The 16,484-nt window shown below is 62.6% G+C and carries 16 protein-coding genes; 5 read left to right on the top strand and 11 right to left on the bottom strand.

What is annotated here, in order from left to right; translation table 11 throughout:
• Positions 1-277: 277 nt before the first annotated feature.
• The 3 genes from IZ6_RS07315 to IZ6_RS07305 all read left to right on the top strand — a co-directional run bounded on the left by IZ6_RS07315 (position 278) and on the right by IZ6_RS07305 (position 5,092).
• The gene (locus IZ6_RS07315; protein ID WP_222877335.1) at positions 278-2,245 is read left to right on the top strand and encodes a PhoX family protein; all 1,968 of its coding nucleotides are present in this window, start codon (positions 278-280) and stop codon (positions 2,243-2,245) included.
• 400 nt (positions 2,246-2,645) lie between these two features.
• Entirely contained in the window at positions 2,646-4,673 is a 2,028-nt protein-coding gene (gene parE / locus IZ6_RS07310) for a DNA topoisomerase IV subunit B (RefSeq protein ID WP_222877334.1), read from the top strand.
• Positions 4,674-4,684: 11 nt separating this feature from the next.
• Positions 4,685-5,092: a hypothetical protein gene (locus IZ6_RS07305; protein ID WP_222877333.1), complete on the top strand. Its 408-nt coding sequence runs from the start codon at positions 4,685-4,687 to the stop codon at positions 5,090-5,092.
• 82 nt (positions 5,093-5,174) lie between these two features.
• Here the strand turns inward: IZ6_RS07305 and IZ6_RS07300 are convergent, their stop codons facing one another.
• A complete protein-coding gene (locus IZ6_RS07300; RefSeq protein WP_222877332.1) occupies positions 5,175-6,620 on the bottom strand; it encodes a hypothetical protein in 1,446 nt (481 codons plus the stop codon).
• A gap of 207 nt (positions 6,621-6,827) precedes the next feature.
• On the opposite strand from IZ6_RS07300, the gene IZ6_RS07295 reads away from it, so the two are divergent.
• Together IZ6_RS07295 and IZ6_RS07290 are read left to right on the top strand one after the other, a co-directional pair.
• On the top strand, positions 6,828-8,306 hold the full coding sequence (locus IZ6_RS07295) for a DEAD/DEAH box helicase (RefSeq protein ID WP_222877331.1): 1,479 nt from the start codon (positions 6,828-6,830) through the stop codon (positions 8,304-8,306).
• Between the two features lie 136 nt (positions 8,307-8,442).
• On the top strand, positions 8,443-9,498 hold the full coding sequence (locus IZ6_RS07290; RefSeq protein WP_222877330.1) for a GGDEF domain-containing protein: 1,056 nt from the start codon (positions 8,443-8,445) through the stop codon (positions 9,496-9,498).
• A 37-nt stretch (positions 9,499-9,535) separates the two neighbouring features.
• Here IZ6_RS07290 and IZ6_RS07285 read toward each other — a convergent pair whose 3' ends face one another.
• The 10 genes from IZ6_RS07285 to IZ6_RS07240 all read right to left on the bottom strand — a co-directional run bounded on the left by IZ6_RS07285 (position 9,536) and on the right by IZ6_RS07240 (position 16,447).
• Positions 9,536-9,907 (bottom strand): HesB/IscA family protein, encoded by a 372-nt coding sequence (locus tag IZ6_RS07285; RefSeq protein WP_225874033.1) that lies wholly within the window; start codon positions 9,905-9,907, stop codon positions 9,536-9,538.
• 124 nt (positions 9,908-10,031) lie between these two features.
• A complete protein-coding gene (locus IZ6_RS07280) occupies positions 10,032-10,430 on the bottom strand; it encodes a DUF3597 domain-containing protein (protein WP_222877329.1) in 399 nt (132 codons plus the stop codon).
• A 70-nt stretch (positions 10,431-10,500) separates the two neighbouring features.
• Positions 10,501-11,010 (bottom strand): hypothetical protein, encoded by a 510-nt coding sequence (locus tag IZ6_RS07275; RefSeq protein WP_222877328.1) that lies wholly within the window; start codon positions 11,008-11,010, stop codon positions 10,501-10,503.
• A gap of 35 nt (positions 11,011-11,045) precedes the next feature.
• A complete protein-coding gene (locus tag IZ6_RS07270) occupies positions 11,046-11,864 on the bottom strand; it encodes a sugar phosphate isomerase/epimerase family protein (protein WP_222877327.1) in 819 nt (272 codons plus the stop codon).
• Between the two features lie 127 nt (positions 11,865-11,991).
• On the bottom strand, positions 11,992-12,654 hold the full coding sequence (locus tag IZ6_RS07265) for a protein-L-isoaspartate(D-aspartate) O-methyltransferase (protein ID WP_222877326.1): 663 nt from the start codon (positions 12,652-12,654) through the stop codon (positions 11,992-11,994).
• 3 nt (positions 12,655-12,657) lie between these two features.
• Positions 12,658-13,428: a 5'/3'-nucleotidase SurE gene (surE, locus tag IZ6_RS07260; RefSeq protein WP_222877325.1), complete on the bottom strand. Its 771-nt coding sequence runs from the start codon at positions 13,426-13,428 to the stop codon at positions 12,658-12,660.
• Positions 13,429-13,556: 128 nt separating this feature from the next.
• Positions 13,557-14,855 carry a serine--tRNA ligase gene (serS, locus tag IZ6_RS07255; RefSeq protein WP_222877324.1) on the bottom strand — a complete coding sequence of 433 codons (1,299 nt, stop codon included), beginning with the start codon at positions 14,853-14,855 and terminating at the stop codon, positions 13,557-13,559.
• 39 nt (positions 14,856-14,894) lie between these two features.
• Positions 14,895-15,638 carry a twin-arginine translocase subunit TatC gene (tatC, locus tag IZ6_RS07250; RefSeq protein WP_222877566.1) on the bottom strand — a complete coding sequence of 248 codons (744 nt, stop codon included), beginning with the start codon at positions 15,636-15,638 and terminating at the stop codon, positions 14,895-14,897.
• A 65-nt stretch (positions 15,639-15,703) separates the two neighbouring features.
• Complete coding sequence (tatB, locus tag IZ6_RS07245; RefSeq protein WP_222877323.1) at positions 15,704-16,174, bottom strand: Sec-independent protein translocase protein TatB; 471 nt, start codon at positions 16,172-16,174, stop codon at positions 15,704-15,706.
• A gap of 24 nt (positions 16,175-16,198) precedes the next feature.
• Positions 16,199-16,447, bottom strand: a complete 249-nt coding sequence (locus tag IZ6_RS07240) for a twin-arginine translocase TatA/TatE family subunit (protein ID WP_222877322.1) — start codon at positions 16,445-16,447, stop codon at positions 16,199-16,201.
• Between the last annotated feature and the right edge of the window lie 37 nt (positions 16,448-16,484).

Genomic DNA, 16,484 nt, shown 5'->3' with positions numbered 1-16,484 from the left:
CCCGCAGGGCTCCGCACGTTCTCCCTGAAGGTCAGCGCGAAAAACAGAACATACGAACACAGAGAACGATCTCTCTAGGGTTCCACACATCGCCGTGAGCACACCGTGCCGGCGAGCAACAGCCCCTAGCCTGGAACCATAGGTCGAAGACGCTTCCGTGATCCACATCGCGGAAGCGTTTTCGTTTTGACGCACGCATGGACGACGAAAGCCGCAAAGCGCGTCACTGGCTTTACATGGAAGACTTCTAATCTAACCTCCGAACTTGGGGGTCAGCATGAACGAGCATCCACAAAGACTGCGTGCCAGCGAACTCGAAGAGTCCGGCGAGATCGGCATCAACGACGCCGACAATCCGACCATGGGAGAAATCATCGGCGCGCGTTTTCACCGCCGCGATTTCCTGCGCGGAAGCCTTGCGGTTGCGGCCATCTCTGCGGTGATCGGCAGCCGCGCGCTGGAGGCCGCGCCCGCCGCAGCCGAGGGCGATGTGACAAGCTTCGACTTCAAGGAACTCGAAGCCGGCATCGACACCAACCACCATGTCGCCGAAGGCTATGAAACGCAGATTCTTCTGCGCTGGGGCGACCCGATCTTTCCGGACTCGCCGGAGTTCGATCCGCTGGCGCAAAGCGCCGAGAAGCAGCGGCGCCAGTTCGGATACAACTCCGATTTCATCGGCTTCTTTCCCATCGACAACTCGGCCACGCATGGCCTTCTCGTCGCCAATCACGAGTATACGAATGAAGAGCTGATGTTCGCTGGCGTCGGCCGGCAGGACACAAAGGAAAATCCCTTCGCCAAAATGACGAAGGATCTTGTCGATATCGAAATTGCTGCTCATGGCGGCGCTGTCGTCGAGCTTATCCGCTCCGGCCCGCAATGGAGCGTGGTCAAGGATTCCAAATTCAATCGCCGCATCACTGCCGACACCGAAATGCAACTCACCGGCCCCGCCGCCGGCCATGAGCGTATGAAGACGTCGGCGGACGCGACGGGCGCGCGCGTCCTCGGCATGATCAATAATTGCGCGGGCGGCGTCACGCCCTGGGGCACCTGGCTCAGCGCCGAGGAAAACATCCACGGCTATTTCATCGGCGCCTTGCCCGAAGGTCATCGCGAGACGGCGAACTACAAGCGCCTTGATCTCGGCAAGCCGGCCTATGCGTGGGGCAAATTCCACGACCGCTTCGACGTCTCGAAGGAACCAAACGAGCCCAACCGTTTCGGCTGGATTGTTGAGATTGATCCGTTCGATCCGGATTTCGTGCCGAAAAAGCGCACCGCTCTTGGACGCTTCAAGCATGAAGGCGCGGCGGGCATCATCAACAAGGACGGCCGCTACGTCATCTATCAAGGCGACGATGAACGCTTCGACTATGTCTACAAATTCGTGACGGAGCGCACGGTCGACACGGCAAACGCCAAAGCAAATCTTGATATCCTCGACACAGGCACGCTCTTCGTCGCGAAATATAATGCCGACGGCAGCGGCGAATGGATGCCGATCGTGTTCGGCCAGGGCTCGCTGACAGAAACAAACGGCTTCAAAAGCCAGGCCGATGTTCTCATCGAAACGCGCCGTGCCGCCGATCTTCTCGGCGCAACACGCATGGATCGTCCCGAAGACATCGAGACAAGCGCGCACACCAACCGCGTCTATGTGATGCTGACCAATAACGACAAACGCAAAGCCGAACATGCCGACGCCGCCAATCCGCGTGCCGACAACAAATTCGGCCACATCATCGAGATGCTGCCGGAGGGGGACGATCACGCCGCGACGAAATTCAAATGGGAAGTCCTCGTGCGTTGCGGTGATCCGTCGATTGCGGAAGTCGGCGCCACCTTCTCGTCCGAAACGACGAAAAACGGCTGGTTCGGCATGCCGGACAATTGCGTCATCGACTCCAAAGGCCGGCTCTGGGTGGCGACAGACGGCAACAACGCGAAGATGACCGGCCGCGCCGACGGTTTGTGGGCGCTCGAAACACAGGGTGAAAAACGCGGCACCTCCAAACATTTCTTCCGCGTCCCGGCGGGCGCCGAAATGTGCGGGCCGTTCTTCACCGCGGACGACGAAAACCTCTTCCTTGCCGTCCAGCACCCCGGCGAATTCGATGACGATAAGAACTCAGCGACATTCGAGAACCCGCTGACGCGCTGGCCCGACTTCAAAGACAGCATGCCGCCGCGTCCTTCGGTGATCGTCGTCACGAAAAAGGGTGGCGGCGCCATCGCCTGAGGCTCGACGCAAAACAAAACCCCGCCCTTTCGGGCGGGGTTTAATTGCGGCAGGCGCGCCCCCCAAGAAGCGCGAACGGGAAATGCCGCACGGGCAGTCTCGGCTGCCGCGCCTTGTCAGCCGCTGAAGATGCGCGGGAGAGTTCGTCTCGATTTTCGGCGGGTCCGTTTACACCCTGTCAGCGCTCGCGCCGCTTGCATCTCCCTCGATAAGCTCCTGATCTCCGGTCACAATTGCCACCCGGACGTGCGCCCTCGCCTACAGCCCACCAACCCTTGATAGCGGGCGGCACATCCTTCATATCCCGCCGAGGTGCCGCCGAGACGATTTCCCGCGCCTCAATTCAATCCCGCTGCGGTACTATTACCGCCGTCGAATCAATCCCATCCTCGAAAGACCCATGGCTTCGAAACCCGATCTCTTCGGCGGTGCCGCCGCCCGCAAACCTGCCAAGGACGCTCCTGCGAAGGAGCCGGCCGGCAAAGGCACGCCCGGGGAAAGCGGCTATACCGCCAAGGACATCGAGGTTCTTGAAGGGCTTGAGCCTGTCCGGCGCCGGCCTGGCATGTATATCGGCGGCACCGACGAGAAGGCGCTGCACCACCTCTTCGCCGAAGTCATCGACAATGCGATGGACGAGGCGGTTGCCGGCCATGCCAGCGTCATTTCCGTCGAGATGGAAGAAGGCGGCTATGTTTCCGTCACCGACAATGGCCGCGGCATCCCGGTCGACCCGCATCCGAAATTCCCCGGCAAATCGGCGCTGGAAGTCATCCTGACCACGCTGCATTCGGGCGGCAAATTCGGCTCGAAAGCCTATTCGACATCGGGCGGCCTGCACGGCGTCGGCGTCTCCGTCGTCAACGCGCTGTCGGATCATCTCGAAATCGAAGTCGCGCGCGCCCAGCATCTTTACCGGCAGACTTTCTCGCGCGGCGCGCCCGCCAGCGAGCTCGAAGATGTCGGCCCGGTTCATAACCGGCGCGGCACCAAAGTGCGCTTCAAGCCCGACCCGCTGATCTTCGGCGTCAGCGCACACCTCAAGCCGCAGCGCGTTTTCACGATGACGCGCGCCAAGGCCTATCTGTTTGCCGGCGTCGAAGTGCGCTGGCAGTGCGCGCCCTCGCTCCTTGTTGGCGTCGACAATGTGCCGGAAAAGGAAAGCTTCAAATTTCCCGGCGGTCTGAAAGACTATCTCGCCGCCACCGTCGAGGGCCGCCCTCTCCTCACCGAATTCTTCGCCGGCAAGGTCGAGGCCGAGCCTGGCCCTGGCGCCGTCGAATGGGCGATCGGCTGGGCGGAAGACGGCGACGCCTTCACCCATTCTTATTGCAACACCATTCCGACGCCCGATGGCGGCACGCATGAAAGCGGCCTGCGCACGGCCTTGCTGCGCGGCCTGCGCTCCTATGCCGATCTCACCGGCCAGGGCAAACGCTTCAAGGATGTGACGTCGGAAGACGTGATGGCCGGCTGCATCAGCCTGCTCTCGGTGTTCATCCGCGAACCGGAATTCCAGGGCCAGACGAAAGAAAAGCTCGCATCAGCGGAAGCTGCGCGCCTTGTCGATGCGATCATCCGCGACCCGCTCGATCACTGGCTGGCCAATTCGCCGACACAGGCGCGCAAGCTGATCGACCGCGTCGTCGAGCGCGCCGAAGACCGCATGCGCCGCCGCGCGGAAAAGGAAACGCTGCGCAAGACGGCAACGCGCAAACTGCGCCTGCCCGGCAAACTCGCCGACTGTACGCAGGACACCGCGGCCGGCGCCGAACTCTTCATCGTCGAAGGCGACTCGGCCGGCGGCTCCGCGAAACAGGCGCGTCAGCGCCAGAACCAGGCGGTCCTTCCGCTGCGCGGCAAGATCCTCAACGTCGCCAATGCGGGCGTCGAAAAGCTCGCGCAGAACCAGCAGCTCGCCGATCTTCTGCTCGCGCTCGGCTGCGGCACGAAATCCTCCTACCGCGATGAGGATCTCCGCTACGAGAAGATCATCATCATGACCGACGCCGACGTCGACGGCGCGCATATCGCCTCGCTCCTCGTCACCTATTTCTACCGCGAGATGCCGGGCCTCATCCGCGGCGGCCATCTTTATCTCGCCGTGCCGCCGCTCTACCGCATCACACAGGGCGCGACGACCGTGTACGCACGCGACGATGCGGAACGCGAAAAGCTGATGGCGACGACGTTCAAGGGCAAGAAGGTCGATATCGGCCGCTTTAAAGGCCTTGGCGAAATGATGCCGGCGCAGCTGCGCGAGACCACCATGGACCCCAAGCGCCGGACCATGCTGCGCGTCGAGATCGCCGAGGACGACGAAATCGAAACCCGCGCCGCCGTCGAGCGCCTGATGGGATCCAAGGCCGAAGCCCGCTTCCGTTTCATCCAGGAACATGCTCAGTTTGCCGGCGAACTTGACGTGTAAGGTGTAGCCCGATGAAGTTCTGCGTAGCCCTGTCGCTGTCGTTTGCCTCGCTTTTCCTGCCGGTTTCAGCCTCGGCGCAAATCCCCGCCCCGACCTCAAGCGTCTCGCCCTCCGTCGTCATGGTGCGCGTCATCGGCGCGTGGCAGGCGGCCGGACGCCAGGGCTTTTCGCGCGTCGTCGCGCTCGGCTCGGCGAACCGGATCACATTAAGTGTCGAATGGATCGGCCCTGACAATTCGGTCGTTCAGGCGCTGCCGCTTCAGGTGCCGCCCGGCGCCGAGCAGATTCCGGTGGCGCGCATGCGCAATCAGGGCGGCGGCGGACAGACCTCGGTGTTCTTCGATACGCCCGCGGGCGACACCTTCGTGCTCGTGGTCGGCGGCCCCGGCCAGGCGAATTTCGGTCCCGCCACCAACTGATCTTCAGAGCGCTGAAAACAAAAACGCACGGCCCCCTATTTGGACGGGGCCGTGCGTTTTTTTATTCCTGTATCCGCCGCGTTCAGTTGCCGGCGATAATGCCGCGCTCGGTGATGACCGCCCAATTGCCGCCGAGACGGCGGATGGCGAGCACGCGATTGCCGCCCGGCAGTTCATCGCCCGGTTCGACTTCGAGCGGCGCACCGCGTCCGCCCTGGACAACGGCGATGCCGTTATAGACATCGCGCACGGCCCAGTTCTGCAGAACCGGCATTTCCGGCGAAGCGACCGAACGCGGATCCTCATAACTCGGCTGCGTCCGGTAGCCCGGTCCCGGCGGCGGCGGCACGACAGGTTCGGTGGTGCGCGCAACTTCGGTGGGCTTGGGCTTCGGAGCCGGTGCCGGCGCGGTAGCCGGAGGTGGCGTCGGTTCGGCGCGCACCGTCTCGGCGGGCGGCGCGGTGTTCGACGGGCTTGCTGCTTTCGGCGTCGGCTCGCTCGTCGGCGCAGGCGCGACGGCCTGCGGCGGCGGGGCCGACGGCGTCGGAGCGGCCGGCGCATTGTTGGCGGCGCCCGGAGCCGGGGTCGGCCCCGGTATGGACGTGACGACCGGCGCGGGCTGCGGCTGCGCCGCGGCCTGCTGCGCCGGAGGCGGCGTATCGGCCTGGTTGGCGGCGGCCGGCTGATTTTCCGGCGTCGAGGCCGGAACAGAGCCCGGCTTGTCCTGGCGCATCTTTTCCAGTTCGGCCTGCAGCGCGGCGACGCGATCCTGCATGGCCTTCAGCTCTTCGGGATTGACGGCAGGCGTCGTCGACGGCGCCGCTGTGCTGGCCGTCGTGTCGGCGGATGTACCGCCGCCGTCACCGCCGAACTTCAAGCCGAGCGCCGACGAGCCATAGACGAAACCGACGGCGCCCAGCGCAAGGGCTACGACAATGCCCGCCGCCATGGCGACGAAACGGCCTGTCTTGCTTTCCTGCGGATCGTCGAGCGCCGGCTGCTGCCAGTCAGCGGCATCGAGCACCGAGACATGACGCTCCTCGCGCGGCGGCACATAAGCGGGTTCGGGCGCCGGATCGGGCTCGACGGAAACGGGTTCTTCGCGGCCAGGCTCAGTGAGGAACGGCTCAGCGAGGACCGGGTCTTCCACCGGCTCCTCGTGCGGGAGGTCAGGCTCAGGCGCTTCGTCTTCCGCAACAGGCTCGGGCACTTCTTCTTCGACCGGCGTGGAATAGACTTCCGGTTCGCGCGCGATCGGCTCCTCGATCTCCGGCTCGATGCGGATGTCGGGAGCGCGATAGCCTTCTTCCGGGCCGGCGCTGAATTCGGCTTCCGGCAGTTCGACTGCTGCGGGCGGCGCCACAACCGGAGCGGCATAGGCGGCTTCGTCCCGCGGCGGAACCAGAACCGGCTCGACCCGGACATTTTCGTGCGGACGCGGCCACAGGCTTCTGGCCGGCTTTACCTCAGGAATCGCCCCCTTCGGCTCAGACACGCTGCCGGCCATATCTTCGTTCTTCTTCGTCATTTCCCGCGGCCCCATATTCGAATAAATCGAACCTTTACGTTGTGTGCCCGTCAATCTTGGCGGGAGAACGGCAAATAAGGCACTCTCTCATGAACCATGCCCCAGGGCGACCTTGACTTAGGGGTGCTAACCCCTATGTTGCGCCCAATACGGAAACGCCCGCAGACGTCAGTTCTTTAACCTGCGGATCCGGAAACAAAAATCTCAATGAGCTTCGATCAACTGGGCTTGAGCCCGAAAGTACTCGCCGCTGTCGAGGCGACGGGGTACACGACGCCGACTCCTATCCAGGAGCAAGCGATCCCCCATGTCCTCGCCAAACGCGACGTGCTCGGCATCGCCCAGACCGGCACCGGCAAGACGGCCAGCTTCACGCTGCCGATGCTGACCCGGCTTGAAACCGGCCGCCCGCGCGCCCGCATGCCGCGCACCCTCATCCTCGAGCCGACGCGCGAACTCGCAGCGCAGGTCGAGGAAAGCTTCAACCGCTACGGCGTCAATCACAAACTCTCGGTCGCTCTTCTGATCGGCGGCCTTTCATTCGGCGATCAGGATGCCAAGCTGTCACGCGGCGTCGACGTTCTCATCGCAACGCCCGGCCGCCTGCTCGATCATTTCGAACGCGGCCGCCTTCTGATGACGGGCATCGAAATCCTCGTCATCGACGAAGCGGACCGCATGCTCGATATGGGCTTCATCCCGGACATCGAGAAAATCTGCAAACTCATTCCGCCGCGCCGCCAGACCCTGTTCTTCTCGGCGACCATGCCGCCGGAAATTCAGCGCCTCGTCTCGCAGTTCCTGAATGACCCGGTGAAAATAGAGGTCGCCAAGCCCTCGACCACCTCGTCGAACATCACGCAGAACCTCATCGCGTGTTCTTCGGATCACGCCGAAAAGCGCGACGTGCTGCGCCGCTCGATCCGCGCCGAAGAGAATTTCAAGAACGCGATCGTGTTCTGCAACAGAAAGCGCGATATCGGCACCCTGCATCGTTCGCTCGAAAAGCACGGTTTCAAGGCGGTGGCGCTGCACGGTGATATGGACCAGCGCGCCCGCATGCAGGCGCTCGATCAGTTCAAGACCGGCGAAGCCCAGCTGCTCGTCGCCTCCGACGTCGCCGCCCGCGGTCTCGACATCCCGGCCGTCAGCCATGTCTTCAATTACGATGTGCCGATCCACGCCGAAGATTATGTCCACCGCATCGGCCGCACCGGCCGCGCCGGACTCTCGGGCATCTCAATCACCCTCGTTGCTCCCTCCGACAAGCGCTATCTCGCCGCCATTGAGAAGCTGACCGGCCAGAGCATTCCCTGGACGGGCGAACCGGTGGCGCAGGGCGAAGCCGAAGGCGACCGCGCCTCGCGCGGCGAGAACCGCGCCCGCGGCGGCGACAGAAACCGTGGTGGCCGAGGCGGCCGCGGCGAGCGCCGCCCGGAACGCACCGAAAAACCCGCCGCCGAGCGCGCTGAACAGCCCCCGAAAGCCGCGGAGCCGGCGCCGCGCGAACGCACCGAAGGCCACAAGCATCCCGGGCATAAGCCTCAGCCTGTACACGCAAAACGAGAGAATGACCGGGATCGCAAGCGCCATAACCGCGATCAGGACGACGGCCCCTCGCCCGTCGGCATGGGCGATCACGTCCCGCAGTTCCTGCTCAAGCCCGTTCGCCTCAAGAGCGTCTAAAGTACGGGCACGCGTGCATTTTTAGAAACTCCTGCCGCACTCTTTAACGCTGGATTAAGCGTTGTCTTGCAGTGTCGGAGCGTTGCGCTGATGCGGCCCGCAAGGGAATCGGCGCGCATGCGGGGGGAATTTGAGCATGTCCGACGGTTCAGGTGACGACTTCGAACGAACTATCGTTTTCGGGGAGTCGGCGATTGAGCGCATCAAAGCTTACCGGCACCCGGCGTACCCTCGTATTTACGAAGTCTGGTACACCTACGCGACGTGTTACAACCCGCTTCTCAACCAGGCCATCAATGACGTCCTGAAAAAGCGCGGCTCGCTGTCCGAACAGGATCTCGACGCGCTCTACGACATGCATCTGTCGGCCTCGCGTTTCCCGACGCGCTATGACGAAGTCGGCACCAAAATCCGCGAAGAAGTCGACCATATGGTCGCGATGCTGGACAAGGCGCGCGGTTCGGCCGACGAATATTCGACGACGCTGGACTCGATCAACAAAACCATCGAGGACGCCGACAAGGACAAGATCAAGGCGATCGTCGAAATGCTGATGCGCGCGACGATCGATATGCGCTCGACGAACGGCGAGCTCGAAGATCAGCTCATCACCTCGCGCGAGGAAATGCTGAAGCTGCACGACAAGCTGGAAGCCATCCGCGCGGAATCGCTGACCGATCCGCTGACGCTGCTGTCGAACCGCAAATTCTTCGATATGGCACTGGAAAAAGCGCTCAGCGACGGCAAACCCTTCTCGCTGCTTGTCACCGATATCGACCACTTCAAGAGCTTCAACGACAAATACGGCCACCTCACCGGCGACCAGGTGCTGCGTCTTGTGGCGACCGCTGTGAAGCAGAACGTCAAAGGCCAGGACATCGCCGCGCGTTACGGCGGCGAAGAATTCGCCATCATCCTGCCGGGCACGACCTTGCGTCCGGCCGTTACGGTCGCCGACCATATCCGCCGCGCGGTGATGGGCAAGGAACTGGTGAAGCGTTCGACGGGCGAAAATCTCGGCCGCGTGACGATCTCCATCGGCGTCGCGAGCTTCCACTCCAACGACAATGCGGCAACGATCATCGAACGCGCCGATATGTGCCTTTACGCCGCCAAGCGCGCCGGCCGCAATCGCGTCGTCTGCGAGACCGATCCGGAAGTGCAGAATACGGGCGCCAACCGCGTCGCCTAAACGGCGCGGTTTTTCACCTTCATCTCAATGCGGGTAATTACTGCGCGGCGCGCAGATGCTCGGGCTTGGCCGGGACGATCTCGATCGACTCGCCGCAGCCGCAGGCCGAAACCTGGTTCGGATTGTTGAACACAAAGCGCGAAGCCATCTTCTCGGTGATGTAATCCATCTCGGTGCCGAGCAGGAACAGCAGCGCCTGCGGCTCGACCATGAGCGTCACGCCCTTGTCCTCGATGATCTCGTCACCCTTCTCCGGGGCTTCGGCATAATCCATCGTGTATTCCATCCCCGCGCAGCCGCCCTTCTTCACACCGACGCGCAGGCCGGTGAGCGGTTTGTCGGAGCGGGAGATGATGTCCTTGACCCGTGCCGCGGCGCGGTCGGTCAGGCGCATGATGGGAAGTGCCATTCTGATCCTCTACCGGTTCAAGGCCGGCGCGAATAATGGGCGCAATATAGCGCAATTTCAGCCCCTTAGATATGGGCGGGCCCCGGGCGGCGCAACCACCCGGGGCCCTCATAACCGGCTGGCCTTAATCCTTCAGGTCGGCCGGGACCTTACCGCCGTTTTCCTCAAGCTTTTTAATGACCTGCTTGTGCAGCCAGATATTCATCTTGGCCGAGTCATCCATATCGCCGGTGTAGTTCAGCTCCTTGGCCAGCGACTGGCGGGCCTTGAGGCTGGAATCGATGTCGAGCGCCTTCATCAGATCGACGATCGAGGTCTTCCAGTTGAGTTTCTGGCCGCTGTCCTTGGCCGCCGCATCGAGGATCTTGGCGACATCGACTTTCTCGGCGGCAGCCGCGCCGCCAGAAGGCGCGGGCGACGATCCTGCGGACGGCGCTCCGCTTGAGCCGGGAGCTGCATCGGCCGGAGCCGCTTTCGCGTCCGTGCCGAAAATGGCGTTCATGATCTTGCCGAAAATACTCATGGGGAAGCCTCCATTACCGCGTTGGGCAACGCTCCCCATCAACCCGGCGCGAAGGCACTCCGTTCCTCAATCAATAGCAGGGGGTGTCCTCGCCGGTCTCATCCGCCGTCAGGCGCGCAACCTCGTTAGCCTTGGGAGTTGAACCCGGAAGCGTCGAGACGGCGCAGGGCGTGCCCGTGAGGCGGTAAATGACAAGGCTTGAGTGCGGCTGGCTCTGGATGCTTGAGCCCGTGTGGTAGCGGACAATAGCCGTCTGAGGCTGGATGACACCGTTCTTGACCGGACCGCGCCATTCGATCGTCGTGCCGACGACAAAGAAGCTGCCGAGCTTCAGATCCTGCGCGGTCTCGCTTGCAGCAAACTCGATCCAGGTCGCATCGGGCGCGCCGCCCCAGCGCACCTTGAAACCGCCAAAGCCGTCGCATTCGCGCAGATCGATGACATCGGGCTCGGGCGATGGCAGTTCGCGGCACGTCTCGTAATCGTGCTTGGTATAGGCCGAAGCGATCTCCTGCGCGAAGGCAGGCGTGTGAAAGAGCGCGGCCAGAAGAAACAGGCCCGGAAGACAAAAGCGGATCATTCCGCTTTGTCGCTCCGGGCCGGCCAAAAGTTCAACTACTTTCCTTCGACCATTTTGAGAATGACCTCGCGGCCGCGGATCATGTCTTCCAGCGTGCCGAACGAGGTCATGTAATGGCCGGCAAAGCCGCGCGCTTCGAGCTTGTCGAACAGATCCTTGAAATCGAAATCGCCCTTGCCCGGGAAGAGATGCTCTTCCTTGCCGTTGCGCCAGCAATCGGCGAGCCGCACTTCATCGCAGGTCTTGATGTCGAAGTTTTCGAGGAAGGCATCGACGCCGTCTTCGACGATATGGGCGTGGTTCGCGGTGAACGCCCAGCGCAGCTTCGGCGAGTTGAGGCGGTCGAAGTAATACTTCGTCTCCTCGACATTGTGCGCGAGGTAATGAACCTCCGCATCGTCCGGCTCCCAGTTCATGTTTTCGAGCAGAACGTTCAGATCGATCTTCTCGGCATAATCGGCGAGCCGCTTCAACCGTTCGAGCCCCGCTTCCATGCGCAGCTTCACATCGGAGGTGAAGTGATAGCCGGCATGAACGACGATCCATTCGCCGCCGAGCTTCTTGCAGGCGTCCATATGGCCGAAGAGATATTTATCGACGCCGTCGCGCACATGCGGCGCGATTTCGGCCATGTTGACCGCCGACATCGTATGCAGGCCGACATGAATGCCGTGCTTTTCTGCGGTATCGCGAATGCCCTTGATGCGCTCGGGCGTCAGGCTCTCGATATTGTTCGGCGCGACGTCGATCTTGACGTCGAGATATTTGGCATCGTGCTCGATGGCCGCGGCGAGACCATCTTCGATTTTGGCACGGCGGCCGAGATCCAGCCCGATCCTTTGACGCAAGTTCATATGAACACCTGCTCCAGCATTTCGACATAAACGCCCGGCGCTTCAGCGTTTTGCGTCCAACGCTGCGGCCCGAACGGTGCATTCATTATTCAATTGCCGTCGCCCGCGCAACAGCCAATGCGTCCCCTCAGAGCGAGGCGGCGCGTCCCGCAACGAGCGGCACGAAGCGCACCGCCATCAGCGATTTTTCGGTCAGCTTCCCGTCCTCGCCCTTCACCACCTTCATGAGGCGCTGGTCTCCCGTGCCGACGGGGATGATCATGATGCCGCCTTCGGCCAGCTGATCGATCAAGGGTTTGGGGATCTGATCGGCCGCCGCCGTCACCATGATGCGGTCGAACGGCGCCTGCGCCGGCCAGCCCTGCGCGCCGTCGCCCGGCATCGCCGTGACATTGGTGATGCGCAGGGATTGCAGCCGCGCTTCGGCGGCAGAGACGAGCGTACGGTAACGGTCGATCGTGTAGATGCGGCGTCCGATGCGCGCCAACACCGCCGTCTGGTAGCCGGTGCCGGTGCCGACCTCGAGCACTTTGTGCGTGTCGTTCAGCTCGAGTTGCTCGGTCATATAGGCGACGAGGAAAGGCTGGCTGATCGTCTGTCCGCAGGCGATGGGCAGCGCCCGGTCGGCATAAGCGTGCGGCGCCATCTCGTCCGGCACGAACATCGTGCGCGGCACGGTTTCCAGAGCCCGCAGCACATTGTTCGAGCGAATGCCGCGCTGGCGCAAAAACAGCTGAAACTCGGCGCGCTGACTGGCGTCTTCGTGATCGCGCGGGCCAAGTTCGGGCATGGTCTAACCCCCGCCCTCGATGGCCCGGTCGAAACGGGCCTTGAGGTCGTGATCGGTCATGTCGATCTTCAGCGGCGTCACCGAGATATAGCCCTCATGCACCGCCTTCAGATCGGTGTCGGCGTCAGGATCGCCGATTTCGTGTCCGTACACGATCCAGAAATAGGGATTTCCCCGCCCGTCGCGGCGTTCTTCGACCTTGGCCTGCCATTGCGGGCGCTGGCCCTGGCGGGTTGCGCGAACCCCTTTGACATCGGCCGCCGGCAGCGCCGGGAAATTGATGTTCACCAAGCCGCCGCGCGGCAGGCCGGCATCGAGCACTTTGCGGATAACGGACGGGCCATGGCTGCGCGCTGCGGAATAATCGACCGCTTCGCGATGGCCGGGCGGATAGCCTTGCGACAGGCCGATGGCGGGAATGCCGAGGAGCGCGCCTTCGATGGCGCCCGCGACCGTGCCGGAATAGGTGACGTCTTCGCCGAGATTGTGCCCGCGATTGACGCCGGAGAGCAGCAGTTCGGGTGCCTTGTCTTTGAGCACATGCCGCGCGCCTAAAATGACGCAATCGGTCGGCGTGCCCTTCACCGCAAAACGCCGCTCGCCCGCCTGACGCAGGCGCAGCGGATCGTTCAGCGACAGCGAATGCGCAACGCCCGACTGATCGTATTCAGGGGCTACGACCCACACATCGTCCGAAATCTCGCGGGCGATCTCTTCCAGAACATCGAGGCCGGGCGAATGAATACCGTCATCGTTTGTGATGAGGATGCGCATCTCTCACCTCTCCCCGTTTACGGGGAGAGGTCGGCACGTCAGTGCCGGGTGAGGGGCAAAGCCGAACAGCAATACCCCCTCACCCCGACCCTCTCCCCGCCCGCGGGGAGAGGGAGCGCGAGCGCCTCTCACTTTCCGACCCCAATCTTCTCTTTATTACCCATGTACGGACGCAGAACCGACGGCACACTGATCGAGCCGTCGCCGTTCTGATAGTTTTCCATGACGGCGATCAGGGCACGGCCGACGGCCACGCCCGATCCGTTCAGCGTATGCACGAAACGGGTGTTCTTGCCGTCTTTGGCCTTGCAGCGCGCCTGCATGCGCCGCGCCTGGAAATCGCCGCACTGCGACACGGACGAGATTTCGCGATAGGCGCCCTGCCCCGGCAGCCAGACTTCGATGTCGTAGGTCTTCTGCGAGGCAAAACCCATATCGCCGGTGCAGAGCGTCATGACGCGATAATGCAGATCGAGCTTTTTGAGCACGGCTTCGGCTGCGGCCAGCATGCGCTCATGCTCGTCGGCGGTCTGTTCGGGCGCGGTGATCGAAACCAGTTCGACCTTCGAGAACTGATGCTGGCGGATCATGCCGCGCGTATCCTTGCCGGCAGCGCCGGCCTCCGCGCGGAAGCACGGCGTCAGCGCGGTGAAGCGCAGCGGCAGCTCCTCTTCGGCGACGATGCTCTCGCGCACGAGATTGGTCAGCGGCACTTCAGCGGTCGGGATGAGCCAATGCTCGGTCGGCATCGCCTTGAACTGATCGTCGGCAAATTTCGGCAGCTGCGCCGTGCCGAACATCACCTCGTCGCGCACCATCAGCGGAGGCGCAATTTCGGTGTAGCCGTGCTCGGTCGTGTGCAGATCGAGCATGAACTGGCCGATGGCGCGCTCAAGCCGCGCGATCTCGCCCTTCAGCACGACAAAGCGCGCGCCGGACAGTTTGGCCGCGGTTTCGAAATCCATGCCGCCAAGCGCTTCGCCGAGTTCGAAATGCTGCTTGGTCGCATTGGAAGTCGGCTTTGTACCCGAAATGCTCTTTTGCACATTGCCGTGCTCGTCCGTGCCGACCGGCACATCCGCGAGCGGCAGGTTCGGAATCTGCGCGAGTTCGGTTTCGAGAGCGGCTTCGGCGTCCTTCTGACGGGTTTCTTCGGCGGCAAGTTCGCCCTTCAGCGCCGAGACCTCGTCCATCAGCTTCTGCGCCTTGGCCTCATCCTTCTGGGCTTTGGCGGCGCCGATGTCTTTCGAGGCCGCGTTGCGGCGTTCCTGCAGCGCCTGCGCCTTGGAGATCGCAGCTTTGCGGCCGTCATCCAGTTCGATCAGTTTTTTGACCGTCGACGACACTTCGGCAGCAGCTATTCCACGCGCCCTCAGGCGCTCCTGAAATGCGTCGGGATTGTCCCGAATCCAGCGGATGTCATGCATTGGGAAAGCCGAAGATCATTTTGAATCAAAAAGAAAAAATCAGGCCGCTTCGGGCGCCTGTTCGGCGCGCTTCTTCTCGACCAGCCGGACCAGGAAGATAGATAGCTCGTAGAGCAGCAAAGTGGGCACCGCAAGCGCGAACTGGCTGATCACATCGGGCGGCGTCAGCACGGCCGCGACGGCAAAAACCACAACGATCGCGTATTTCCGCTTGGCTCTCAGCCATGCACTGTCGATGAAACCGGCGCGCGCCAGAAGCGTCAGGATCACCGGCGTCTGGAAGCAGATACCGAAGGCGAGGATCAGCGCCATGATCAGCGACAGATATTCGGACGTGCGCGCGACAAGCTGGATCGAGGCGCCGCCTGTCGTGCCCGTCTGCTCCATCGACAGGAAGAACTTCATCGCCAGCGGCAGCGCCATGAAATAGACGAAGGCCGCGCCGGCAAAGAACAGAACCGGCGTTGCGATGAGGTACGGATAAAAGGCCGCGCGCTCGTTTTTATAGAGGCCGGGCGCCACGAATTTATAGACCTGCGCCGCGATCACCGGAAAGGCGATGAACACCGCGCCGAACAGCGCAAGCTTGATCTGCGTGATCAGATATTCCTGCGGCGCCGTGTAGATGATCTGCAGCTCCTTCTGCGGCCCGGCGGCAAATTCATAGGGCCAGAGCAGAATGTTGAAGATCTCGTCGGCGAAGGCGAAGCAGATAACGAAGGCCACCGCGATGGCGAGCAGCGTCTTGATCAGCCGCGAGCGCAGCTCGATCAGATGCTCCATCAAAGGCGCGCGCGAGGATTCGACGTCGCTCTCATAATCGTGCGGGTCTTTGGGCGGCACGTCGGTCACGACTTCGCCCCCGGCTTTTTGGCTTTCGCCGCAGTCTTCGGCTTGGCCACAGCTTTCGGTTTGGCAGCAGGCGTTTTCGGCTTGGCGGCAGGTGTCTTCACCTTGGCGGGCGCTTTCGCCTTCGCCGGTTTTTTCGGCGCGGGTTTGGCTGCCGGTGCGGCTTCGGTTTTCGGTGCTGGTGGCGGCAGTGCAGGCGGCGTTTCGACCAGAGCCCGCATCTCGCTCTCATGCTGGCGCACGGGCTCCGACAGGCCCGATTTCAAATTCTGGACTTCCTTGCGCAGCTCATCGAGCTCGGCCTCGCGCATGGCCTGATTGACCTGGCCCTGGAAGTCGGCCGCCATGCGGCGGACCGTGCCCATCCATTTGCCGGCCTGGCGCAAAGCCGCCGGCAGGTCCTTCGGCCCGATCACCACGAGGGCGACGGCACCGACCACCATCATTTCGGACCAGCCGATATCGAACATTGGATACGCCCCGGCGCGGGGCCGTTAGCTCTTGGCCTTGGTCGAGCGCTTGGCGGGGGCCTTTTTCTTGGCCGCCACCTGCTTCGGCGGCTCGTTGTCGATGACCTCATAGGCCTCGGTGCGCTTCGGGATATGAGCCTCGTCGTCTTCGGCCATGCCCTTCTTGAAGCTTTTGATGCCCTTTGCGAGGTCGCCCATCATGTCCGAAATCTTGCCGCGGCCGAACAGCAGCAGCGCGATAACGATGACGACCAGCCAATGGGTCAGGCTCATGACAAAATCCTCGAAACATCTGGCCGTACGGGGAATC

Origin of the sequence: Terrihabitans soli (assembly GCF_014191545.1) — a bacterium.
GTDB lineage: Bacteria > Pseudomonadota > Alphaproteobacteria > Rhizobiales > Methylopilaceae > Flaviflagellibacter > Flaviflagellibacter soli.
Note: the sequence above shows the minus strand (reverse complement) of the source record. Positions and strands in the feature narration are given on the sequence as shown.